The sequence below is a fragment of the Flavobacterium sp. genome (assembly GCF_965262375.1).
In the GTDB taxonomy this organism is placed as follows: domain Bacteria; phylum Bacteroidota; class Bacteroidia; order Flavobacteriales; family Flavobacteriaceae; genus Flavobacterium.
This window is the reverse complement of record NZ_OZ253527.1, coordinates 1,034,998-1,059,127: the sequence shown is the minus strand read 5'-3', so window position 1 is coordinate 1,059,127 and position 24,130 is coordinate 1,034,998. Positions and strand designations below refer to the sequence as shown.

The following is a 24,130-nucleotide window of genomic DNA, read 5'->3' as shown; positions in this document are numbered from 1 at the left end:
CTTTTTATTTTGATTGCTGCTTTAGGATTAACGATTGTTGATTGTTGAAGCACCCCTAACCTAGCGTTCATTGTGACTTCTTTGCGGCCTTTGTGGTTAGAAAAAACACCATCCTTCTAAACTCTTCAACAGAGTACTACCCTCTCAATTTACTTTCCAGCTCCAATATTTTAAGTTCTTTTTCCTTGTTATCTTGAATTAACAACTGTATTTGCTCTAAAATATTTTCAGGAAAATTATTAATGGTGCCTTTATTACAACCTACCACCCCTCCAACATTAGTTTCAACAACATTACTTTTTGCAGGTTTGATAAAATATCCAAAATCCACCCCAAGGGTTTTACATACTTTATCCATTAACTGGAAATCAATTTTTTGGGTTTTATCATTTCCTATATTGCTTAATGCGCCAGTACTTATCCCCAATTTATCTGCCAATTCTGGTTGTGACCAGTGGCTGCGCTCACGCAACTGTTTAATTTTAAAGCCTACACTCATTTTTTTAGTTTTCTATAGTAAGTAGCAAAATTACTTAAAATATTTTTGCGCCATTAAAATTATTGTTTAACAAATTAAAAATTTACTATTTTTGTGAAAAAATTAGAATTGAATCAAATGGAAACATTTGAAGGAGGGAAGAAGGTAAACTGGGCTAAATGTGGAACTGGTGTAGTTGGAGGTGCAATTGCTGGTTTTGCTGCAGGTACAGGAAATGGTGTTGCTTTAACACTTGGACCTGTAGGAGTTACATGGGGCGCAGTTTCTGCTATTGGAGGCGCACTTGTTGGTGCATCAAGTGGTTGTTTCGATTAATAAAAAACTCCAATTACTTATTAATAAGTAATTGGAGAAAAAAAAACATTCTTTAAAATGAAAAAAAACTTAATTAAAATCTCTTTATTTGGAATTGGAATTTCTTTAATAGTATTGTCAGTTAAAAGCTCTATAGGTGGCAAAATTGCAGCAGCTTTAGCTCTATTTGTTTTTATTTTTATTCTATTAAAAGGATATGGCATTTTAACTAAAAAAGATAATTAAAATTGTATGATAATTAATTCTAGAATATTATGATTTTGTAGTATTGACAAAAATTGAATCAGACTATATTTGACTAAAACATCATTAATTATTGCTTTCAATACATATTTGATTACAGAATAATTATTAGTTAGTGTAATTATTCTGTAAGCAAGGCACATCGATTAACTTGAATTTTAACTGTGAATATTTATGCAAACAGCATTAATATTCACATTATTTTTTTGTATCATAATTCACTATAAATGAACTCTTACATCAATAATTTATCAAGACATAAATTAACCCTAATTAGGGTCTGCTGAAAAACTATAATCCTCATAAAAACCAGTAATTCAGAGCTTGAATTTTATTATTAGGTGCAAGGTAAGCTGCACCCAAAATTTAAAGCAACGGTATCTAAAAAATAAGATAGATTTCACATTTATTTTTCGGTTCTACGGGCTAAAACGGGAAATAACTTTTGGCTCATTAAAAGCCTAAAAAGTTATTCTCGTTTTATGCCACGTTTTGTAAATGATAGACCTCATTTGGGGTTTTATTTTTTAAAGACTGGTGAAATCTCTGGTTATTGTAAAACTCAAAATATTCCTCTAATCCTTTACGTAATGTTTTTACATCTTTGTATGCCTGTAAATATACATTTTCATATTTTACCGTCCTCCATAATCGTTCTATAAAAATATTGTCTAATGCTCTTCCTTTTCCATCCATTGAAATTTTGATGTTATTATCAATCAATAGTTGCGTATGTAATTCGCTGGTATATTGACTTCCTTGGTCAGTATTGAAAATTTCTGGTTTTCCGTGTTGTGCTAAGGCATTTTCTAGAACTGTAATACACCAGGATGCATTCATTGTATTACTAATATCCCAACCCACAACGTATCGAGTGTGTAAGTCAATAATAGCTGAAAGATACATAAACCCTTTTTCCATAGGTATATAGGTGATGTCAGTAGCCCAAACTTGGTTTTTCCTTTCAATTTCTAAATCCTTGAGCAAGTAAGGGTATTTTTTATGTTGCTTGTTAACAATAGTGGTGCGTGGCTCACGATAAATAGTTTACCAGCCTACAGCTCGCATCAAGCGTTTAACTCTTTTTTTATTGACTTTGAAACCTTGTTCGTTAATCCATACTGTCATTTTTCGATATCCATAAAATGGTGTTATTTTATATTGAGACAGCAATAATTCCTTGATTTTTTTATTCTCAACAGATTCGCCTTTAGGTGAATAATAAAATAAATTCCTATTTAATGACAATAACTCACAGCGTTTAGATAAACTTAAAAAATCATCTTTAATAACCCAGTCCATACGAACTTCTTTGGCAATCAACTCAGCTTTTTTTTTAAATAATCGTTCTCCATTTTCAACTGACCTATTTCTGCATAAAGCTTCTCGGTAGATATGGGATTTTTGACTATTTCAGGTTTGTCTTTTGCAAAAACGTTAGACATATTTTTTACTGCCTCGGCTTTCCAAATGGATATTTGGGTAGGTAATAATTCATATTTTTTGGCTAAGACTTCAATGGTCGTGCGCTCTCTTAAGGCCTCTAAAACTACTTTGGTTTTAAATTCTTTACTAAAAGTTCTTCTTGTTCTTGACATAATACTAACTTAAGCTTTATATCTTATTTTTAAAAATATTTTTGCTCAGGTTTTGGGGAACAGCATAATCCCTTTTAAACTCATAAACATATAAACTTATAAACATCTAATAAATAATCGTATTTTTAGCCTCCAAACAACAGAAATCAAAAAATGAAAAAATTAGCATTAATAGGTTTAACACTTATGGGAATACATTCTACAGTTGCCCAAGAAGTCATGACACCAGAATTGTTATGGAAATTAGGGCGTGTAACAGCCTTGGGCATTTCTAAAGACGGTAAAAATGTGGTGTACAAAGTTGCCACACCCGTTATGGAAGACAACAAATCTACCAGTAAATATTACCAAATTCCGATTGCTGGAGGCACAGCAACCGAAGTGAAGGAAATCAAAGATATAGTAAAAGATAAAAACATTTCTCCTGATGGCAGTTTTCTTTTGTCACATCAGGAAGTAAAAGTAAGTAATGTATTAGCCAAAGACCTTTACCCGGAACTCAAAAAAGCCGATGCTCAAGTATATGACGGGCTGGATTACCGCCATTGGGACACTTGGAGGGATGGAACCTACAACCACGTTTTCTTTGGAGGAGTACCCGCGCCTAATGTGCGTTTAGCTGCTCCTATCGATATCATGGAAGGCGAACCGTATGACAGTCCACAAAAACCACATGGAGGTGATGAAGATTATATTTGGTCGCCAGACAGCAAGCACATTATTTATGTTTGCAAAAAGAAAGCAGGTACCGCGTATGCAACCAGCACCAACACCGATTTGTACGAATACAACATCGATACCAAAGAAACTAAAAACTTAACCCCAACCAATCCAGGTTACGATACACACCCTGATTTTTCCCCACAAGGCGATTTGACTTGGTTACAAATGAAGCGCGATGGGTATGAAGCGGATAAAAATGACATCATAGTACGTCACAAAGGAGTAGATATTAATTTGACAGCTGCTTGGGATGGAACTGTAGATAGTTTTAAATGGAGTGCGGATGGTAAAAAAGTATATTTTATTGCGCCTGTAGATGGGACTAAACAACTTTTTGAAGTCAACTTTCCAGGTTTGACTAAAATTGCTGTAAAAGTAACCCAATTGACTGACGGGTATTTTGATGTCACCCAAATCGTTGGTTTTTCAGGTACTCAGGTTATCGTAGCACGTAACGATATGAACCATGCTTCGGAAATTTACGCCTACGATTTAAAAAAGAAAGCTTGGAAACAAATCACGAATGTCAATACAGATACGTACAGCAAACTAGCTTTATGTAAGACTGAAAAAAGATATGTAACCACTACCGATGGTAAGAAAATGTTGGTTTGGGTGGTATTGCCTCCTAATTTTGACGCCACTAAAAAATACCCAACCTTATTATACTGTCAAGGAGGACCTCAAAGTGCTTTAACACAGTATTATTCATTCCGTTGGAATTTTCAAACGATAGCTTCACAAGACTATATTGTAGTAGCCCCCAACCGTCGTGGTATGCCAGGTCACGGGGTAAAATGGAACGAGCAAATCAGTAAAGACTGGGGTGGTCAAGTAATGGACGATTATCTTGCAGCCATTGACGATGTGACTAAAGAAGCCTATGTAGATAAAAGCCGTTTAGGAGCTGTGGGAGCTAGTTACGGCGGATATTCAGTATTTTATTTAGCGGGTATTCACAAAAATCGTTTCAAAACGTTTATTTCACATTGCGGTATTTTCAATACTAAAAGTATGTACGGAACTACCGAAGAAGTATTCTTTACCAACTGGGATTCAGGGGGAGCTTACTGGGAAACCGAAAATGCTTTGGCACAAAAAACCTATAACGAATTTAATCCTATCAACTTAATCAATAATTGGAATACGCCTATTTTGATTATTCAAGGAGGTAAAGACTATCGTGTCCCACTAGGACAAGGTCAAGAAGCGTTTCAAGCGGCACAATTAAAAGGTATCAAAAGTCGTTTCTTACATTTCCCTGAAGAAAACCACTGGGTACTTAAACCACAAAATGGGTTGGTATGGCAGCGAGAATTTTTTAAATGGTTAAAAGAGACTTTATAAACTAGAAATCCCGAGCTTGGCTTGGGATTTTTTGTATATGCTATTCCAGACCTAACAGGTTTTAAAAACCTGTTAGGTCTTGTGTTAATTCTTGTAGGCATAAAAGCTTATTAACAACAAAAACCTGACATTTTTTTAAGCCATTCCTAAGTAAATATTTAAAATCCTGTTAAAAGTAATGGCTATTCAGAAGCTATTTTTAATTTTACGGTCAAATTTACTATTAATTCAAACCTATATGTTCAACATTACAAAACCAATGGCAGTAGTGGCTACTATTTTAATAGGAGCTTCGGGATTTGCACAAGACAACTTAGTTAATTCCTTAAAAATTAACGCCAGTGAAAAAAGTAAAGAATCGTTCAAATTCACTGACGTTATCAATGTAGAAAGTACTTCCGTAAAAAACCAAGGTTCATCAGGAACTTGCTGGAGTTATTCTGCTAATTCTTTTTTAGAATCTGAAATGATTCGCATGGGTAAAAAACCTGTAGAATTATCTCAAATTTTCTCTGCTCGTAATGCCTATGTTGAAAAAGGAAAAAACTATGTACGCATGCATGGTTCGGTAGCCTTAGGGGAAGGTGGAGCTTTCCACGATGTAATCAATATGTATCGTAAGTATGGTGCGGTACCTCGCTCAGTATACACAGGTTTAAACTACGGTACCGACAAAAACAAAATGGCCGAAATGAGTGCTTTAACAGAAGCGTTCTTAAAAGCGGTGGTTACTAACCCTAATGGGGAATTAACACCTAACTGGGAAAAAGCCTATACGGCAATTATCGATTCGTATTTAGGCCAAGCACCTAGTTCTTTCCAACATGAAGGAAAAACATATACCCCTGAATCTTTTGCTAAAGAAGTGGTAGGTGTAAATGCCGATGATTATGTTGAAATCTCTTCGTTACAACATTATCCGTATTATTCTAAATTTGTATTAATGGTGCCAGACAACTGGAATTTTGACCAAGTACACAATGTGAAAATGAATGAAATGACAGACATCATTGACCATGCCTTGAAAAATGGATACACCGTTGCTTGGGCGGGTGATGTAAGCGAAAAAAGCTTCTCTTGGAAAAACGGAGTAGCATTTGTACCTGAAAAGAAAGTGGAGGATATGACTGCTGAGGAAAAAGCAGAACTATTCAATGGTCCAAAAAACGAGTTAATGGTAACTGAAGAAATGCGCCAAAAAGCTTTTGACAACTATACAACTACCGACGACCATGGAATGCACATCGTTGGAATTTCAAAAGACCAAAACGGAAAAGAATATTACATCGTTAAAAACTCTTGGGGTACTTCAAACGACCACAAAGGGTATTTGTACATGACTAAAGCTTTTGCAAAATACAAAGCAACTGCCATCATGTTACACAAAAAAGGCTTACCAGCTGGAATAGCAAGCAAATTGAAAGTATAAATCACAACTTTAACAACAGCTCAAAAAAAACGCCCCAAAAGTTAACTACTCTTTGGGGCATTTTTTATCAAAATATATCCTAAAAAACAATTCAACTAACGCCTGCCATAAGTCAAAAAACAAATAGCTGTTACCTTCAAAATATAGATTCACTTATACCTCTTTTCCCTCCTTAGTTAAAATCTTAAGTTTTTTTGACATCTACTACACTATCCGTACCTTTGGAAATTCAGTGGTTTAATTTCAGAATTTAGAAATTAGAATTCAGAAATTAATATTGCCATTGACTCGAAATTTATAATTAGCAATCATTACACCTATGTATTTAATCTTCGATACCGAAACTACAGGTTTACCACGCAGTTGGTCTGCTCCTTTAACAGATACCGACAACTGGCCTCGTTGTATACAAATTGCTTGGCAGTTGCACGACGAGATGGGACAACTTATCGAACATCAAGATTATTTAGTCAAGCCAGAAGGATTTAATATCCCCTATGATGCGGAACGTGTGCATGGTATTTCTACCGAATTAGCCATGGAACAAGGTATTTCGCTTCAGGAAGTTTTAGAAAAGTTCAACATTGCACTTTCTAAAACTAAATATATCGTGGGGCAAAACGTAGGATTCGACGTTAACATTATGGGATGTGAGTTTTATCGTGGGGGTATCAGCACCGATTTGACACAAATGCCTGTACTTGACACTTGTACGGAAACCACTGCCGAGTTGCTTAAACTCCCTGGAGGACGTGGAGGTAGATATAAATTGCCCACGCTTACTGAATTACACCAATATCTTTTTGGAGCCCCTTTTTCAGAAGCGCATAATGCCACAGCCGACGTGGAAGCCACTACCCGTTGTTTCTTAGAGTTGATAAAACGTGAAATTTTCACTAAAGAAGAACTCGACGTTCCCGCTGATTATTACACGCGTTTTCGTGAGAGCAATCCTCAAGAAATAAAATTAATAGGCTTAAAACACATCAATCTTAAGTCGGCATCTGATGAAATTCGTAAAAGATTAAATCAAATCCAGCAAGAAGGTGTGCAAACACCTGTTTCAGAGGAGGCAATCAAGGATTTAGAACATGCCGTTTTTGCGCATCTACATAATCATACCCAGTTTTCGGTTTTACAATCCACTATTTCTATTCCAGCTATTGTGGGCGCTGCAGCTAAACACAAAATGTCAGCAGTAGCCATGACCGATGTAGGAAATATGATGGGTGCTTTTCAATTTGTAAGTGCTGTTTTAAATCATAACAAAGGGGCTAAAGCAAAGAATGAAGAGGCTATTGCTAAAGGGGAAACACCTACAGAAGTAGAAATGAAACCCATAGTAGGTGGAGAATTCTATGTTTGTAATAACCATAAGGACAAATCGGTTAAAGACAATGGTTACCAAGTTGTTTTTTTAGCCAAAAATAAAAAAGGCTATCACAATCTAGCCAAAATGGCTTCAATAGCTTATACCGATGGTTTTTATTATGTACCTCGAATCGACCGTGCTATTGTTGAAAAATACAAAGAAGACATCATAGTACTTTCTGGAAACCTTTATGGAGAAATCCCGAGTAAGCTTTTAAATATAGGTGAAAACCAAGCAGAGGAAGCTTTGTTGTGGTGGAAAGCGCAATTTGGTGAAGATTTTTACCTTGAAGTCATGCGTCACAATCAAGAAGACGAAAATCGTGTCAACCAGTCGATAATTCAATTGGCGCGTAAACACGATGTCAAATTGATTGCCACCAATAATACCTATTATGTAGCTAAAGAAGATGCCAATGCGCACGATATTTTATTGTGTGTAAAAGATGGTGAAAAACAGGCTACGCCTATAGGACGTGGTCGCGGATACCGTTTTGGGTTGCCTAATCAGGAATATTATTTCAAATCGCAAGACGAAATGAAACGTCTTTTTGCTGATTTGCCAGAAGCTATTATCAATATCCAAGAAGTTGTAGATAAAATAGAAGTGTATTCGCTTTACCGTGATGTATTGCTTCCTAAGTTTGATATTCCTGAAGAATTTATAGTAGCAGAAGACAATGAAGATGGTGGAAAACGAGGAGAAAATAAATTTTTAAGACATCTTACCTATGAAGGAGCAAAACGTCGTTATCCTGAAATTGCAGACGAAACGATAAATCCTACGAAAACGGCTGAAATCAGGGAACGACTGGATTTCGAATTGTTAACGATTGAAAAAACAGGATATCCGGGTTATTTCCTTATTGTACAAGACTTTATCGCGGCAGCTAGGGACATGGGGGTTTCCGTTGGACCAGGTCGTGGTTCAGCAGCGGGTTCAGCGGTAGCGTATTGTTTAGGAATTACAAATATTGACCCTATTTTATACGACTTGCTTTTTGAGCGTTTCTTGAATCCTGACCGTGTATCCATGCCCGATATTGATATCGACTTTGATGATGAAGGGCGTGGAGATGTTATGAAATATGTAATCGATAAATACGGGGCGAGTCAAGTAGCGCAGATTATCACTTATGGTAAAATGGCTACTAAATCGGCCATTCGCGATACCGCACGTGTACTCGATTTACCATTATTTGAAGCCGATAGAATTGCGAAGTTGATTCCTGCAATGATGCCTTCTAAATGGAACTTAGCACGTTTCTTAAAAGAAGAAGAAGGCGAGGTTAAAAAAGCATTAAAATCATCGGAAGAATTTGACCGTGTAAAAGAACTCATCGGGATTGCAAACGATGGGGATTTAGCGGGTGAAACCATACAGCAAGCCAAAGTTTTAGAAGGTTCGATGCGTAACACGGGGATTCACGCATGTGGGGTTATTATTACCCCTGATGATATCACGAATTTCGTACCTGTAACCACGGCAAAAGATTCTGATTTATATGTAACTCAGTTTGACAACTCGGTAGCTGAAAGCGCGGGATTGCTTAAGATGGACTTCTTGGGTCTGAAGACCCTTACCTTAATTAAAGACACCGTTAAACTGGTAAAATATAGAAATGGTATCGATTTAGACCCTGACAATTTCCCAATTGATGATGTAAAGACCTATGAGCTTTTCCAAAGAGGGGAAACCGTTGGGGTATTCCAGTACGAATCGCCTGGAATGCAAAAATACATGAAGGATTTAAAACCTACCGTTTTTGCCGATTTAATCGCCATGAATGCCCTATACCGTCCAGGACCTTTGGAATACATTCCTTCCTTCGTCCGTAGGAAAAATGGTGAAGAAGAAATTACTTATGACTTAGATGCCTGTGAAGAGTATTTGGGTGAAACTTATGGAATTACGGTATATCAGGAACAGGTAATGCTCTTGTCGCAAAAGTTGGCGGGTTTCTCTAAAGGGGATGCCGACGTACTGCGTAAAGCGATGGGTAAAAAGCAAAAAGACGTACTGGATAAGATGAAAGGAAAATTCATCGAACAGGCGGTTGCTAAAGGTCACGACGAAAAAAGACTAGATAAAATTTGGACGGACTGGGAAGCATTTGCGAGTTACGCGTTTAACAAATCTCACTCTACTTGTTACGCTTGGGTAGCCTATCAAACGGCCTATTTGAAAGCGCATTACCCCGCAGAATATATGGCCGCGGTACTATCGAATAACATGAATGATATCAAACAAGTATCGTTCTTTATGGAGGAGTGTAAGCGTATGGGATTGCAAGTATTAGGGCCTGATGTCAATGAATCGTTTTATAAATTTACGGTAAATGAAAACTATGCCATCCGTTTTGGTATGGGAGCGATTAAAGGCGTAGGTGAAGGTGCCGTAAATACTATTATTGAAAATAGAAAAGATGGAAAATATCGTTCGATTTTTGACTTAGCCAAACGTATTGATTTGCGTGCGGCCAATAAAAAAGCTTTCGAAAACTTAGCGCTTTCAGGTGGTTTTGACTGCTTTGAAAATACGCATCGTGCACAATATTTTCACCATGATGGCGACAATATTTGGTTTCTAGAAAAAGCCATGAAATATGGTGCCAAAATGCAAGAAAATGAAAACTCCGCACAGGTAAGTTTGTTTGGGGAAGCCACCGAGGTTCAAATCCCTGAGCCAACAGTACCTCCTTGCGAAGAGTGGCATACCATGGAAAAGCTTGCACGCGAAAAGGAAGTAGTTGGGATTTATATTTCTGGGCATCCACTGGATGATTATAAGTATGAAATGAAATATTTCTGTAATACCCGTTTGGAACATTTAGCCAACTTAGAGCAATTGGTAGGGAAAAACATTTCTATAGGTGGTATGGTGAATAATGTGCAACATCGAACAGCTAAAAACGGGAAAGGTTGGGCAACCTTCAACCTAGAAGGATATGATGAAAATTACGAATTCAAGATTTTTGATGAAGAATATTTGAAATTCAGACATTATTTGGTTCAAAACCAGTTTGTTTATCTAAAACTCAACGTTAAAGAAGGCTGGGTAAACAGAGAAACAGGTAAAAAATCAGACCCACGTATTCAATTTCTCGACGGAAAAATGTTGGCCGATGTATTACCTACCTATGCCAAAAGAATAACCATTCTTTTTTCTATTTATGAGTTAAAAGAGAGCTTAGTCAATCAACTTTACCAATTGTTTGTGGATAACAAAGGCGACCATCAAATCACCTTTGAAGTCATGGAATTAGAAAAAATCAAAAAACAACTTCAAATTGAAAGTGCTCCTGTGGAGGATACTACTGCGGAGGATTTGGAAAATCTAGACGCTGAAGTGGATTTAGCTATCCCTGAAGAGAAAGAGGAAATTGTGATTAAAAACATGCTTTCGATGCCGAGTCGAAAAATTAAAATTAAAATAACGTCTGAATTGCTACAAGAATTAGAAAATTTACAAATAAATTTCAAAATTGCTTAATGAATAAAATAACTTTGTCTTTCTTAATAAATTATTACAATATATGATAGCAAAATATTTCTATAATCCATTGTTATTTTACGTCCTAACAACACTTGGAGTATATGCACAGAATAAGCCTGAAAAATGTGGCACTATGGCAAATGAAACATATCTACTAAGCAAAAATCCTAGAAGAGCTACTCCCAAAGAATTTGAACAGCAAATGGCACACTTATTAGAAAAAAAAATCTCTAATAAATCAGAAAATAATGGCGTTATCACTATCCCAATAGTTGTTCACGTGGTACATAATGGTCAGAAAAATGGTGTTGGGGCGAATATAACTGACGAACAAGTAGCATCTCAAATAACTGTTTTAAACAATGATTTCAGAAGAAAAATAGGAACACCTGGAGAGAATTCACATCCAGCTGGTGCAGATACTCGCATAGAATTTGCTTTAGCTCAAGTTGACCCAAATGGAAATCCGATCAATGGAATAAATCGTGTTTATTTTGATCATAAAAAATGGGATCAAAAAGAAATTCAAGAAATATTAAAGCCTCAAACTATCTGGAATCCGGATCAATATCTTAATCTATGGACTGTAGACTTTACTTCAGAAGAATTACTAGGTTATGCTCAGTTTCCAAGTTTATCTGCAATTCCAGATTTACCTCTTTATGACGAAACTGCTCTTACTGATGGTACTGTAGCAAGCTATGGAACTTTTGGCTCAAGAGAAATTTACCCTAAAGGCAATTACAGCGGTTATAGGTTTGACAAAGGCAGAACTATGACTCATGAAATAGGACATTGGTTAGGAGTTCGTCATATTTGGGGTGACGCATATTGTGGTAACGATTATTGCAATGACACTCCAGTAGCACATATAGATAACAAGGGTTGTCCAATTATAAACAGTTGTACTGGACTTGAAAAAGAAATGGTCGAAAACTACATGGATTATACTGATGATATTTGCATGAACATTTTCACACAAGATCAAGCAAATCGTATGATCACTGTTTTAAACAATGCTTTACGCAGAAAAGAATTAAAAACCTCAACAAAGGAAAAGGGTATACCTCTACTGACAAATGATGCAGAAATAATTATTGAAAGAGAATTCACTACATTTTCTAATTCATGTAATATCAGTCCACGCAAGTATTCATTGGTAAATAGGGGTACCAATGTAATAAATAGCATAAAGATAAGTTATAGTTTTAATGGTCAATCTGCTAAAAACATAGATTGGCAAGGAAGTTTACAACCTAATGAATGGGCATTATTTGAAGTACCTGAATCTGGAAACGTAAATGATGAACTAGAAATGAGCATTGTAGATGTTAACGGAAGCGCTGACTCCAGAATTTCAAACAATTTAAGCAAAACTAAAATTACAAACACTTCTGATCCCGAAATTTTTAACTACGAAGAAGTAAACTTAGAATTACAATTAGACAACAAAGGATCTGAAATCTCTTGGACATTTACTGACAAGGATGGTAACATCCTTAATTCTGGCGGCCCTTATGAAGATGATAACCCGCAATTCATTCAAGAAAAATTTGAAATCAAAAACAACTCTTGTTATGTTTTCAAAATCACAGATACACGCGGAGATGGATTGTGTTGCAACCAAGGTGAAGGACATTACAGCTTAGGGTATAATAGCGAAAACATCATTATTAGAGAAGGAAATTTTGGAAGTTCAAGTACCAAAGGTTTTATAATTCAACAATTAAGTGACGAAATTTATTTAGTCGAAAACCCCGTTAACAATGAATTATTATTTCATTACGGAGGTGCTTTAGGCAACATATCAGATGGTAGTATTTATGATATTACAGGTAAATTGGTCAAAAAATTTGAAGCAAAAAAAACAGAATTAAATACGGTAGATATAAGCCTACTTAGCAAAGGACTTTATTTTTTAAATCTCAATTCTGAATACAACACTAAAACGGTAAAGTTCATAAAAAACTAAAGAGAGGCGTCCCCTCTCTTTTTTATTCACTAAATTTGCACCCAAATTCAAAAAAAAGTGAGAGTCATACAGGATTTGTCAACAGCTAGTTTTGATAAAAAAACCATAGTTACCATAGGAACTTTTGATGGGGTCCATCTAGGCCATCAAAAAATAATCCACAGATTACAAACCTGTTCGAGCACAGACACAGAAACAGTGCTGATAACTTTCTCAAACCACCCTAAATCAGTCCTTAACAACAAAAAAAATATCCAATTACTTAACACCAACGAGGAAAAAATAGAAATTCTCAGAAAATTAAGAATTGACAATTTGGTGATTTTAGAATTTAACCAAGCTCTCTCTGAATTAAGTGGAGAGGAATTTGTAAAAGAAATACTTGTTGATAAATTAAAAATTCATAAAATTATAATCGGTTATGATCATCGTTTTGGGAAAAACCGTTCATCTGACATTCATGATCTAATACGACTGGGACAAAAATATCATTTCGATGTAGAACAAATATCGGCGCAAGAATTAGATGAAATCACAATAAGCTCGACTAAAATAAGACAAGCTTTAAATGAGGGAAATATAAAACAAGCTAATGATTATCTAGGTTATCCCTATATTTTTCAAGGAAAAGTAGTTAAAGGTAATCAACTAGGCAGAACTATAGGTTTTCCTACCGCAAATATCTGCATTGAAAACCCCCAGAAATTAGTACCTAAAAACGGGGTATACATAGTCCAAGTGCAACTAAATGATCAGATTTTTCAAGGAATGATGAACATTGGAAACCGCCCCACCATTGATGGAGTACACACCACAATTGAAGTTCATTTGCTAAACTGTAATTTCGAATTTTACGAATCTACCCTTAAAGTAAATATTCTCGATTTCATTAGAGAGGAACAAAAATTTGACTCTTTGGCTAGTTTACAAAATCAACTACAACAGGATAAAAACACTACTATCAACTTTTTCAACAAAACAAAATAAAGGATAACTACTTGTTTATTAGATATTTATTTATTAAATTTAAACAACTAAAACTTCTCTATCGTTTCATTTAATAAATAACATCATGAGTCTATCCAAAGAAGTTAATAATGGCATTATGATTTTCATAGGTATTGGTATTTACTTCCTTACTATGGAGCTCATAGGCTTATCACATGTCTTTTTATTACGCATGTTAAATATTTTAATTGTCATTTACTTTGTAAACAAGGTTATTAAATCAAATTACAGAGAAGGTAGAATAGAATACCTCGACAATTTAATTTCAGGCACAATTACATCCCTTGTAGGTGTCTTCCTAAGTGTAGCAGGACTATTAGCCTATATTTCATTCAAGGGCGGAAACGAATACCTCAATCAACTTTCAAAGAATTTTCTTTTTGGTGGAGGCGAACCGTCTATGTACCAGTATTGCATAGGCTTGTTATTTGAAGGTATCGCTTCTTCTATCATCATTACCTTTACCTTGATGCAATATTGGAAAGATCGACCTTTAAAACACTTTTAAAACACGCAATAACAACCCCTAATAATGTTTTCAATGGAGATTCTATTCATTGAAAACATTTTTTTATTCCCGCTACTCTTCTAGTATTTTAAAACGAAATGTGTATTTTTGACCCATAAACCAAACGATTTATGAATACTACAAGACATAATTGGACTAAAGAAGAGATTATTGCTATTTATAATAAGCCTATGATGGATCTTCTTTATGAAGCAGCAACTATACACAGACAACACCACGACCCGAATACCGTACAAGTTTCCACATTATTATCCATCAAAACAGGAGGCTGTCCTGAAGATTGTGGATACTGCCCCCAAGCAGCAAGATACCATACAAATGTAGAAGGTAATGATTTAATGACAGTTAATCAGGTAAAAGCACAAGCTTTACGAGCGAAAGAATCCGGATCGTCACGTGTTTGTATGGGAGCAGCATGGAGAAATGTAAAAGATGGCCCTGAGTTCGACCAAGTTTTAGAAATGGTACGTACTATTAATAAGCTTGACATGGAAGTGTGTTGTACCTTAGGTATGTTGACTGAAAACCAAGCACACCGTCTAGCAGAAGCTGGATTATATGCTTACAATCACAATTTAGACACTTCAGAAGAATATTACAAAGAAGTAATTTCAACACGCGGTTTTGAAGATCGTATCCAAACCATCGAAAACGTTCGCAAAACAAACGTAACAGTTTGTAGTGGCGGAATTATAGGTATGGGAGAAAGCATTGAGGATAGAGCAGGTATGTTAGTTGCTTTAGCCACTTTAAATCCGCAACCTGAATCTGTACCTATCAATGCTTTAGTAGCCGTAGAAGGAACTCCTATGGAAGATGAAAAACAAGTGGAAATATGGGAAATGATTCGCATGGTAGCAACCACTAGAATTGTTATGCCTGAAACTCAAGTGCGTTTATCAGCTGGTAGAACAGAAATGTCAAGAGAAGGACAAGCTATGTGTTTCTTTGCAGGAGCTAATTCTATCTTTGCAGGAGATAAGCTTTTAACGACACCAAATCCTGATGTAAACGAAGACATGAAGATGTTTGAATTGTTAGGTTTACAACCACAAAAACCTTTCATCAAACTAATGCAACCTAAAACAGTTGAAGCATGTGATTCACAATACCAATCGTTAGGTGAAAAACCTAAATGGTCAAGACCTGGGCATGAAATTGAAAGAAATCTTGCTGCAGCAGGAAAAAAATAAAAAAGAAAAGCTCCTAAATTTAGGAGCTTTTTTTATGATTGTATTTTAAAAAATAAAATGCTGTCAGAATTGCAATTATAGTCAATAATACTAAAAAATCATCAATAGGAGTACCAGGAGGTAGAGTTGGCGGACCTTTCTTAGGATTAGGAACAGGTGGAGCAGGTCGTCCTGCCACAAGCTTTTCCATAAAGCCAAAACTTAGTAAAACCACTTGAGCTATTTTTGTATTAATTGACTTTCTCATATGTTGTAAAAATAGAAAAATTTTTTTACTAACAAAATTTTTTTCGACTAATCACACGAATTAATCTTCATTGTTTTTAATCAATTCTTTTATTTTAACTTCAAGCTCATCCGCAAGTTCTGGATTATCCTTTATTAAACCTTTTACCGCATCTCGACCTTGCCCTAACTTAGTATCTCCATAACTAAACCATGAACCTGATTTCTTAACAATTTCAAATTCTACAGCTAAATCCAAGATTTCTCCTGTTTTAGAAACCCCTTCACCATACATAATATCAAATTCAGCAGTTTTAAATGGAGGCGCAACTTTGTTTTTAACAATTTTCACCTTAGTACGGTTACCTAACACATTTTCTCCTTCTTTAATTTGTGAAGAACGACGAATGTCTAAACGAACTGAAGCATAAAACTTCAAAGCATTACCACCTGTCGTTGTTTCTGGATTACCAAACATTACGCCAATTTTATCACGCAACTGGTTGATAAAAAACACAGTACAGTTTGTCTTGCTAATGGTTGCAGTTAATTTTCGAAGTGCTTGTGACATCAAACGAGCATGTAATCCCATTTTAGAATCCCCCATATCGCCTTCAATTTCACTCTTAGGTGTTAACGCAGCAACCGAGTCAATCACAACAATATCTACTGCCCCTGAGCGAATTAAGCTTTCAGCAATTTCTAAAGCCTGCTCCCCGTTATCAGGCTGAGAAATAATTAAATTATCAATATCTACTCCTAGTTTTTGAGCATAAAAACGATCAAAGGCATGTTCGGCATCTATAAACGCAGCAATACCACCCGCCTTTTGAGCTTCCGCAATAGCATGCAACGTTAGTGTTGTTTTACCTGATGACTCAGGACCATAAATTTCAATGATTCGACCTTTCGGGTAACCTCCTACACCAAGCGCTAAATCAACTCCTAGAGATCCAGAAGAAATAACCTCAACTTCTTCTATGGCTTTATCGCCCATTTTCATAACAGTTCCTTTACCATAAGCTTTGTCTAACTTATCTAAAGTAAGCTGTAATGCTTTTAATTTTGCTTCTTTATCTGCACTCATTACGAAATGAATTTCTTGTAGTTTATAATTGATCTGCTATCGCTTTTGCAATAGCTCTAAATTCCTCTTCAGTTGGTTTTACTTTGTGTATAAATCGTGCTTCATCCATCATATTCAAAGGAATTAAATGCACATGAGCATGTGGCACTTCAAGACCTATAACGGTCATCCCAACTCGCTTGCACGGGATAGCCTTTTCAATAGCAATAGCAACGCGTTTCGAAAAAGCCATTAATCCTAAATAAAGCGCATCATCGATATCAAAAATCTTATCGATTTCTTGTTTAGGAATACACAAAGTGTGCCCTTTAGCATTTGGATTTACATCTAAAAAAGCTAAAAAGTTTTCATCTTCTGTGATTTTATAACATGGAATTTCTCCATTTACAATCTTAGTGAATATAGAAGCCATAACTTAATCTCTTGTAATATCTAAAATCTCGAAATTCAAAGTCCCATTAGGCACTTTAATTTCTGCAATTTCACCCACAGATTTTCCTAACAAACCTTTACCTATAGGTGACGTAACTGAAATCTTCTGTTTTTTTAAATCCGCTTCACTTTCTGCAACTAACTGGTAAGTCAATTCCATGCCGTTAGCTTGATTTTTTATTTTAACATAAGACAATACTAATGCTTTCGACAAATCCAATTGCGATTCATCAATTAAACGGGCATTCGCATATAATTCTTCCATTTTTGCAATTTTCATCTCAAGTAAACCTTGAGCTTCTTTTGCTGCATCGTACTCGGCATTTTCAGATAAATCTCCTTTATCACGAGCTTCAGCTATAGCTTCCGATGCTTTTGGACGTTCTACTGATTTTAAATATTCTAATTCGTCTTTTAATTTTTTTAATCCTTCAGCAGTGTAATAAGATACTTTACTCATAACATCATTTATTGTATAAACAGAAAAAATCCCATTACAACGGGATTTCTTGCAAAGATACTATTTTTATATTCAGTTTGTAATTTTATCGTTTCTATCAACGTTATACAAATGTAATTAAATTAAATTTGCAACAAAACAATTCGGTTTAAATCAATGAAAAAAAATATAATCCTACTGGTTTTATTATGCATGCTCTCGTGCCAAAAAGACAGTGTTAATAATAGCAACCAATACATTAGCAATGTAAATTTTTCAATTGACATTAACAAAACCCTACCCGCCTATAACAAATTGAATTATGCGGGCGAACCTGTTCTTATCAGCATACCAGGAGCTGGTATTCAAGGTATTATTGTCATGAAAACTGGAGGAGGTGATAGTTATGTAGCTTGGGAAGCGAGTTGCCCAATACAATATCCCACGTCTTGTTCAAAATTAAGCCTTGAAGGCGCAAAAGCAACTTGTTCTTGCGATAAAACATCTTACAACATCTTCACAGGCGATGGTGGCCAACAATACCCTTTGAAAGGATATCGAATTGAAGTCAACAACTCCGTAATTAGAGTGTATAATTAACTTTTTATTTTCACTATTTTTTCCGAAATTTGTGGAACTATGGAACCAATTTTTAAAGGATTATTAGCACATCTTAAATTCCTCATCAAGAGAAACCCTGAATGAGTTGTTTTCTTTTTGTTATTACAAAAGTTTAAAACCAGTTTTTAAACTTTTAAACTTTTAACTTTTAAAACTTAAAGAAATGCCTTTTTATCATAAATTAGGAAAAATTCCTCACAAGCGCCATATACAATTCCGAAAAGAAAACGGCGATTTATATTACGAGCAATTGTTCGGAACCATAGGTTTTGATGGGATGTCAACGAATTCTTATCACGAATTCCGCCCAACTATGGTCAAAGAAATCAAAGGACAATACAGTGTTGCGCCTAAAATTGCCAAAGCTAACAACATCCAATCGTATCGATTGAGAGGTTTTCAAGTAGCTCCACAAGATGATTTCTTGGAAAGTAGAAAAATCGTACTGACCAACAGCGATTGTCACATTGTTTTAGCCGCTCCAAAGAAATCGACTACCGATTATTTCTATAAGAACACCGACTCTGACGAAGTTATCTTTATCCATAGAGGTACAGGTAAACTACGCACCATGTATGGAAATTTAGATTTCAAATATGGCGATTACTTAGTAGTTCCTCGAGGTATGATTTACAAAATAGATTTTGACACAGAAGACAACCGTCTATTTATAGTTGAGTCACACCGCCCAGTTTACACTCCTAAACAATATAGAAACTGGTTTGGTCAATTATTAGAACACGCTCCATTTTGCGAACGTGATATTCGTCGTCCAGAGGAATTAGAAACATATTGTGAAAAAGGTGAGTTTTTAATCAAAATCAAAAAGAAAGACGAAATTTTTGATATGATTTACGCCTCACATCCTTTTGACGTTGTGGGATATGATGGATATAACTACCCTTATGCTTTTTCAATTCACGATTTTGAGCCTATCACAGGACGTATACACCTACCCCCTCCCATCCATCAAACTTTTGAAACCGATGCATTTGTAATCTGTTCATTTGTACCTAGGTTATACGACTACCACCCATTATCTATTCCTGCTCCGTACAACCACAGCAATATTGATGCTGATGAAGTGTTATACTATGTTGATGGTGATTTCATGAGTCGTAACGATATAGAAGCAGGTCATATTTCATTACACCCAGCTGGTATCCCACACGGTCCACACCCAGGTGCTGCTGAAAGAAGTATTGGTAAAACAGAAACTCAAGAATTAGCGGTAATGGTTGACACTTTCAAACCGTTGATGGTTACTGAAGAAGCCATGAAAATAGCCGATGAAAAATACTATCAGTCTTGGCTTGATTAAATGTACCAATTTGAAAATTGGACTACTAAAAAAAACAATTTTTATTAATTTAATTTGAAAAAAATCAACTAATTAAATTTTTCAAATTTTAAAATTTTCAAAATTCATCATGAGTAACGAATTAAAATCAGTAGAATACGGATTAGAAAAAATATTTGAAGGCGCACAAGATTTTTTACCTTTATTAGGCACAGATTATGTAGAATTTTACGTGGGTAATGCCAAACAAGCAGCACACTTTTACAAAACAGCTTTCGGTTTTCAATCTTTAGCTTATGCAGGATTAGAAACTGGAGTAAAAGACAGAGCTTCTTATGTATTAAAACAAGATAAAATTCGCTTAGTTTTAACCACCGCTTTAAACAGCGAATCTCCAATTGGTGAACACGTAAAAAAACACGGTGATGGCGTTAAAGTGATTGCACTTTGGGTAGAAGACGCTCGCAAAGCATACGAAGAAACTACAAATCGTGGCGCAAAATCCTATTTTGAACCTGTAGTAGAAAAAGATGAAAATGGAGAAGTGGTTCGTGCAGGTATTTATGGTGCGTATGGTGAAACGGTATTCATTTTTGTAGAACGCAAAAACTATAACGGTATCTTTTTACCTGGCTATAGCGAATGGAAATCAGATTACAATCCAGAACCAGTGGGCTTAAAATTTATTGACCACATGGTAGGAAACACAGGCTGGAACAGAATGAACGAAGCTGTTAAGTGGTTTGAAGATGTAATGGGATTTGTTAACTTCCTTTCATTTGACGACAAACAAATCACTACGGAATATTCTGCATTGATGTCGAAAGTAATGTCCAATGGAAATGGTAGAATTAAATTCCCTATTAACGAACCTGCAAACGGTAAAAAGCGTTCTCAAATTGAAGAATATTTAGACTTCTATGAAGGAGAAGGTGTACAACATATTGCCGTAGCTACAGATGATATCATCAAAACAGTTGCTGATATGCGTGCTCGTGGTGTTGAATTTTTAAGCACTCCGCCACAAGCCTATTATGATGCTATTCCTGAGCGTTTAAAAGACCATATGTCAAAATTCAAAGAAGACATCAACGAATTACAAAAGTTAGGTATTATGATTGATGCAGACGAGGAGGGATATTTATTACAAATCTTTACTAAACCTGTTGAAGACCGTCCTACGTTATTCTTCGAAATCATTCAACGTATGGGAGCAAAAGGATTTGGCGCTGGTAACTTCAAAGCTTTGTTTGAATCTATCGAAAGAGAACAAGAATTACGCGGAACTTTGTAATTCATAATATTCATAAAAAAATGCCATTCAAAACTGTTTGAATGGCATTTTTACTTTAAGAAATCGGATTAACACAATTTCCATTAATTTACGGTATTTTTAAAAACTACTCCTCTGTCAAAGCATTCCAACCACGCGCCTTTAACTCAATTTTTGTATTAGCACGCGTTACCAAATGGCAACCTTCACTTGCCGCTGTCATGTGCCCAATAACCGTGAAATGCGGATTCCCTTTCAATTTATCATAATCATCCATCTTGATGGTGAACAATAACTCATAATCCTCTCCACCATTCAAGGCTATGGTCGTACTATCTATGTTGAACTCTTCACAAACATTAATAAATTGAGGATCTAATGGAAGTTTATCTTCAAATAGATTACAACCTACATTAGATTGTTTGCTTAAATGCAATATTTCAGAAGAAAGCCCATCCGAAATATCGATCATCGCAGTAGGAACAATCTCTAATGCTTTTAGAATTTCTGGTACATCTTTGCGGGCCTCAGGCTTCAATTGACGCTCAATTAAGTAAGTATACTCATCTAAATCAGGTTGATTGTTTGGATTAACCATAAAAACTTGTTTCTCGCGTTCCAATACTTGCAAGCCCATATATGCGGCTCCTAAATCGCCCGAAACTACTAACAGATCATTTTCATTAGCCCCGTTACGATACACAACAGTATTTTCTTCAGCTTCTCCCAAGGCAGTCACCGAAATAATTAATCCTTTTTGAGAAGACGTAGTATCACCGCCGATCACATCAACTCCAAATTGTTTAGATGCCAATGTAATCCCTGCATACAATTCTTCTAAAGCTTCTAATGGAAAACGATTAGAAACTGCTATAGAAACCGTTACTTGAGTAGCTTTAGCATTCATCGCATATATATCAGATACATTAACCGAAATTGCTTTGTATCCCAAATGTTTTAAAGGCATATACGCCAAATCAAAATGCACACCTTCAATCAACAAATCGGTTGAAACAACCACTTTTTTGTTTCCAAAATCTAAAACAGCAGCATCATCACCAATACCTTTAACTGTAGATTCATTTGAAATTTCGAAATGCTGTGTCAAATAGTCTATCAACCCAAATTCGCCCAATTGAGCAATACTTGTTTTTTGAGGAGTTTTATCTTCAATCATAATCCTTACTTTTCTAAAGGACAAAGGTACAAACTTAAATCTAAACTCTTTTAATCGTTTCACGAGACAAAAGTGGATTTACTAATGCAAAACTTGCGTAATTTTGCAATATGTATGCTTTGGTAGACTGTAATAATTTTTACGCTTCTTGTGAACGCGTTTTTCAACCGCAATATAATGGAAAACCCATAGTGGTACTTTCTAACAATGACGGTTGTATCATTGCGCGTAGCGATGAAGCGAAAGCATTAGGTATAGCCATGGGAGCCCCCGAATTTAAAGTTCGAGACGAACTCAAAAAGCACAATGTCAAAGTATTTTCATCTAATTACCCTTTGTACGGTGATTTGAGTCAAAGGGTGATGCGGATTTTAAATCAATTCACCCCAAATTTGGAAGTGTATAGTATAGACGAGGCCTTTTTGCATTTTGACGGAATGTCTATATCTGACTATCATACTTATGGTTTACAAATTAGACAACGCGTATTGCAGTGGGTAGGCATTCCAACCTGTGTAGGATTTGCTTCAACAAAAGCATTAGCTAAAGTTGCCAACAAAATTGCCCGAAAGTTCCCCTCACAAACTCAAGGAGCTTACGTGATTGATACTGATGAAAAACGTCTTAAAGCTTTGAAATGGCTAAAGATTGAAGATGTTTGGGGAATTGGAAGAAGAACTTACAAAAAAGCGATTTTACGCAACATAAAGACAGCTTATGACTTTACGTTACCCCAACACGAAACTTGGATAAAAAAAGAAATGGGCGTAGTGGGTATGCGGTTAAAATATGAATTAGAAGGTAAAAGTGTTTTAGAAATGGAAGGCGAAGTGGAAGCACGAAAATCCATTTCTGTGACCAGAAGTTTTCCTAAGCAAATTTCAGATTATGAAGCACTCAAAGAACGTGTATCGACCTTTGCTACGGTTTGCGCTGAGAAATTGCGCCAACAAAAGTCTTGTTGCCACACTATAATTGTGCTTTTGCTAATTGATCCTCATAAATATCAAACCAGTCAATATTATTTCAATGCCACAGTTACTTTGCCTTTTGCTACCCAGTCTAGTTTGACATTGAGTAACGAAGCTATTAAATTATTGCAACAATTATTGGTTAACAAAAAAGGGATGCAGTTTAAAAAAGCTGGAGTGATTGTTAGTAGTATCATCCCAGAAAACACCAAACAATTCAATCTGTTTACAGAAGAGGACCCAAAACATCTGGCGCTGATGCAAACCATGGATCAGTTGAATAAAAAAATGGGCAACAGAAAAATTAAATTAGCTGGACAGAATTTGGGAAAAACCTGGGACATGAATCAAAATTTCCTCTCCCCTCGATATACTACATGTTTAAACGAAATATTAGAAATTAATGTCGACAAAAGATAAACTTACATTTTTTAAAATTGATACAGAAAGCCAACAAAACATTCCTTTTATCCCTGATGGGGTTTCTGCTGGATTTCCATCACCAGCGGCAGATTTTAACGAAAACACCATTGATTTGAATAAAGAATTGTGCGAAAATCCTTTAGCTACTTTCTATATCAAAGTCAAAGGTAATTCCATGATGGATGCTGGAATACATGATGGGGACATACTTGTAGTAGATAAAAGTATTGAAGCAAGAGATAATAAGATAGCTGTATGTTTTATTGATGGGGAATTTACCGTAAAACGCATTAAAATAGAAGAAGATTGTTTGCATCTAGTAGCTGAAAACCCCTCCTATCCGCCGATAAAAGTCACTACTGAAAACCAATTTATGGTTTGGGGTATTGTAACGTATACTATAAAAAAAATGTAAATCATTAAACAGTACATATAAAAATAAAGCTACCCGAGGGCAGC

At 35.6% G+C, this 24,130-nt stretch carries 23 protein-coding genes; 14 read left to right on the top strand and 9 right to left on the bottom strand.

All coding sequences use genetic code 11. From position 1 onward, the window contains the following. Positions 1-136: 136 nt before the first annotated feature. Positions 137-499 carry a helix-turn-helix domain-containing protein gene (locus tag ACQY29_RS04945; RefSeq protein ID WP_428224136.1) on the bottom strand — a complete coding sequence of 121 codons (363 nt, stop codon included), beginning with the start codon at positions 497-499 and terminating at the stop codon, positions 137-139. Between the two features lie 93 nt (positions 500-592). Here ACQY29_RS04945 and ACQY29_RS04940 point away from each other — a divergent pair, with 93 nt between their 5' ends. Together ACQY29_RS04940 and ACQY29_RS04935 are read left to right on the top strand one after the other, a co-directional pair. Beyond that, positions 593-814 (top strand): hypothetical protein, encoded by a 222-nt coding sequence (locus ACQY29_RS04940; RefSeq protein ID WP_428224135.1) that lies wholly within the window; start codon positions 593-595, stop codon positions 812-814. A 57-nt stretch (positions 815-871) separates the two neighbouring features. Next, complete coding sequence (locus ACQY29_RS04935; RefSeq protein WP_428224134.1) at positions 872-1,039, top strand: hypothetical protein; 168 nt, start codon at positions 872-874, stop codon at positions 1,037-1,039. A gap of 498 nt (positions 1,040-1,537) precedes the next feature. Here ACQY29_RS04935 and ACQY29_RS04930 read toward each other — a convergent pair whose 3' ends face one another. From ACQY29_RS04930 to ACQY29_RS04920, 3 genes are read right to left on the bottom strand one after another with little or no spacing between them, the layout of a single operon-like run. Beyond that, positions 1,538-2,101, bottom strand: a complete 564-nt coding sequence (locus tag ACQY29_RS04930) for an IS3 family transposase (protein WP_428225873.1) — start codon at positions 2,099-2,101, stop codon at positions 1,538-1,540. Between the two features lie 3 nt (positions 2,102-2,104). Then, positions 2,105-2,380 carry an IS3 family transposase gene (locus ACQY29_RS04925; protein WP_428224133.1) on the bottom strand — a complete coding sequence of 92 codons (276 nt, stop codon included), beginning with the start codon at positions 2,378-2,380 and terminating at the stop codon, positions 2,105-2,107. Beyond that, on the bottom strand, positions 2,377-2,655 hold the full coding sequence (locus ACQY29_RS04920; protein WP_428224132.1) for a transposase: 279 nt from the start codon (positions 2,653-2,655) through the stop codon (positions 2,377-2,379). The genes ACQY29_RS04925 and ACQY29_RS04920 overlap by 4 nt, the downstream gene beginning before the upstream one ends. Positions 2,656-2,808: 153 nt before the next feature. Between ACQY29_RS04920 and ACQY29_RS04915 the strand changes: the two genes are divergently transcribed. From ACQY29_RS04915 to bioB, 7 genes are all read left to right on the top strand, one after another. Next, complete coding sequence (locus ACQY29_RS04915) at positions 2,809-4,725, top strand: S9 family peptidase (RefSeq protein WP_428224131.1); 1,917 nt, start codon at positions 2,809-2,811, stop codon at positions 4,723-4,725. 259 nt (positions 4,726-4,984) lie between these two features. Beyond that, complete coding sequence (locus ACQY29_RS04910) at positions 4,985-6,154, top strand: aminopeptidase C (protein ID WP_428225872.1); 1,170 nt, start codon at positions 4,985-4,987, stop codon at positions 6,152-6,154. A 319-nt stretch (positions 6,155-6,473) separates the two neighbouring features. Beyond that, positions 6,474-11,018, top strand: a complete 4,545-nt coding sequence (gene dnaE / locus ACQY29_RS04905) for a DNA polymerase III subunit alpha (protein WP_428224130.1) — start codon at positions 6,474-6,476, stop codon at positions 11,016-11,018. A 43-nt stretch (positions 11,019-11,061) separates the two neighbouring features. Continuing rightward, the gene (locus tag ACQY29_RS04900) at positions 11,062-12,993 is read left to right on the top strand and encodes a M43 family zinc metalloprotease (RefSeq protein ID WP_428224129.1); all 1,932 of its coding nucleotides are present in this window, start codon (positions 11,062-11,064) and stop codon (positions 12,991-12,993) included. Positions 12,994-13,050: 57 nt separating this feature from the next. Continuing rightward, complete coding sequence (locus tag ACQY29_RS04895; RefSeq protein WP_428224128.1) at positions 13,051-13,980, top strand: bifunctional riboflavin kinase/FAD synthetase; 930 nt, start codon at positions 13,051-13,053, stop codon at positions 13,978-13,980. Between the two features lie 85 nt (positions 13,981-14,065). After that, positions 14,066-14,509 carry a hypothetical protein gene (locus tag ACQY29_RS04890; RefSeq protein ID WP_428224127.1) on the top strand — a complete coding sequence of 148 codons (444 nt, stop codon included), beginning with the start codon at positions 14,066-14,068 and terminating at the stop codon, positions 14,507-14,509. A gap of 131 nt (positions 14,510-14,640) precedes the next feature. Then, positions 14,641-15,723 carry a biotin synthase BioB gene (gene bioB / locus ACQY29_RS04885; RefSeq protein WP_428224126.1) on the top strand — a complete coding sequence of 361 codons (1,083 nt, stop codon included), beginning with the start codon at positions 14,641-14,643 and terminating at the stop codon, positions 15,721-15,723. A gap of 19 nt (positions 15,724-15,742) precedes the next feature. On the opposite strand, the gene ACQY29_RS04880 is transcribed toward bioB, so the two are convergent. The 4 genes from ACQY29_RS04880 to greA are packed head-to-tail and all read right to left on the bottom strand — an operon-like array spanning position 15,743 to position 17,927. Continuing rightward, the gene (locus tag ACQY29_RS04880; protein ID WP_428224125.1) at positions 15,743-15,970 is read right to left on the bottom strand and encodes a hypothetical protein; all 228 of its coding nucleotides are present in this window, start codon (positions 15,968-15,970) and stop codon (positions 15,743-15,745) included. 60 nt (positions 15,971-16,030) lie between these two features. After that, positions 16,031-17,035 (bottom strand): recombinase RecA, encoded by a 1,005-nt coding sequence (gene recA / locus ACQY29_RS04875; protein WP_428224124.1) that lies wholly within the window; start codon positions 17,033-17,035, stop codon positions 16,031-16,033. 22 nt (positions 17,036-17,057) lie between these two features. Then, the gene (locus ACQY29_RS04870; protein ID WP_428224123.1) at positions 17,058-17,447 is read right to left on the bottom strand and encodes an HIT family protein; all 390 of its coding nucleotides are present in this window, start codon (positions 17,445-17,447) and stop codon (positions 17,058-17,060) included. 3 nt (positions 17,448-17,450) lie between these two features. After that, positions 17,451-17,927, bottom strand: coding sequence for a transcription elongation factor GreA (greA, locus tag ACQY29_RS04865; RefSeq protein WP_428224122.1), 477 nt, complete (start codon positions 17,925-17,927; stop codon positions 17,451-17,453). Positions 17,928-18,083: 156 nt separating this feature from the next. Here greA and ACQY29_RS04860 point away from each other — a divergent pair, with 156 nt between their 5' ends. The 3 genes from ACQY29_RS04860 (at position 18,084) to hppD (ending at position 21,121) form a co-directional block, all read left to right on the top strand. Next, entirely contained in the window at positions 18,084-18,506 is a 423-nt protein-coding gene (locus tag ACQY29_RS04860) for a Rieske (2Fe-2S) protein (protein WP_428224121.1), read from the top strand. 184 nt (positions 18,507-18,690) lie between these two features. Then, on the top strand, positions 18,691-19,848 hold the full coding sequence (locus ACQY29_RS04855) for a homogentisate 1,2-dioxygenase (protein ID WP_428224120.1): 1,158 nt from the start codon (positions 18,691-18,693) through the stop codon (positions 19,846-19,848). 109 nt (positions 19,849-19,957) lie between these two features. Then, positions 19,958-21,121, top strand: coding sequence for a 4-hydroxyphenylpyruvate dioxygenase (hppD, locus tag ACQY29_RS04850; protein WP_428224119.1), 1,164 nt, complete (start codon positions 19,958-19,960; stop codon positions 21,119-21,121). A gap of 106 nt (positions 21,122-21,227) precedes the next feature. On the opposite strand, the gene thiL is transcribed toward hppD, so the two are convergent. Beyond that, on the bottom strand, positions 21,228-22,277 hold the full coding sequence (gene thiL / locus ACQY29_RS04845) for a thiamine-phosphate kinase (protein WP_428224118.1): 1,050 nt from the start codon (positions 22,275-22,277) through the stop codon (positions 21,228-21,230). 110 nt (positions 22,278-22,387) lie between these two features. On the opposite strand from thiL, the gene ACQY29_RS04840 reads away from it, so the two are divergent. Together ACQY29_RS04840 and ACQY29_RS04835 are read left to right on the top strand one after the other, a co-directional pair. Continuing rightward, positions 22,388-23,668, top strand: a complete 1,281-nt coding sequence (locus tag ACQY29_RS04840; protein WP_428224117.1) for a Y-family DNA polymerase — start codon at positions 22,388-22,390, stop codon at positions 23,666-23,668. Then, positions 23,652-24,086 (top strand): LexA family protein, encoded by a 435-nt coding sequence (locus tag ACQY29_RS04835; protein ID WP_428224116.1) that lies wholly within the window; start codon positions 23,652-23,654, stop codon positions 24,084-24,086. The genes ACQY29_RS04840 and ACQY29_RS04835 overlap by 17 nt, the downstream gene beginning before the upstream one ends. Positions 24,087-24,130 lie beyond the last annotated feature (44 nt).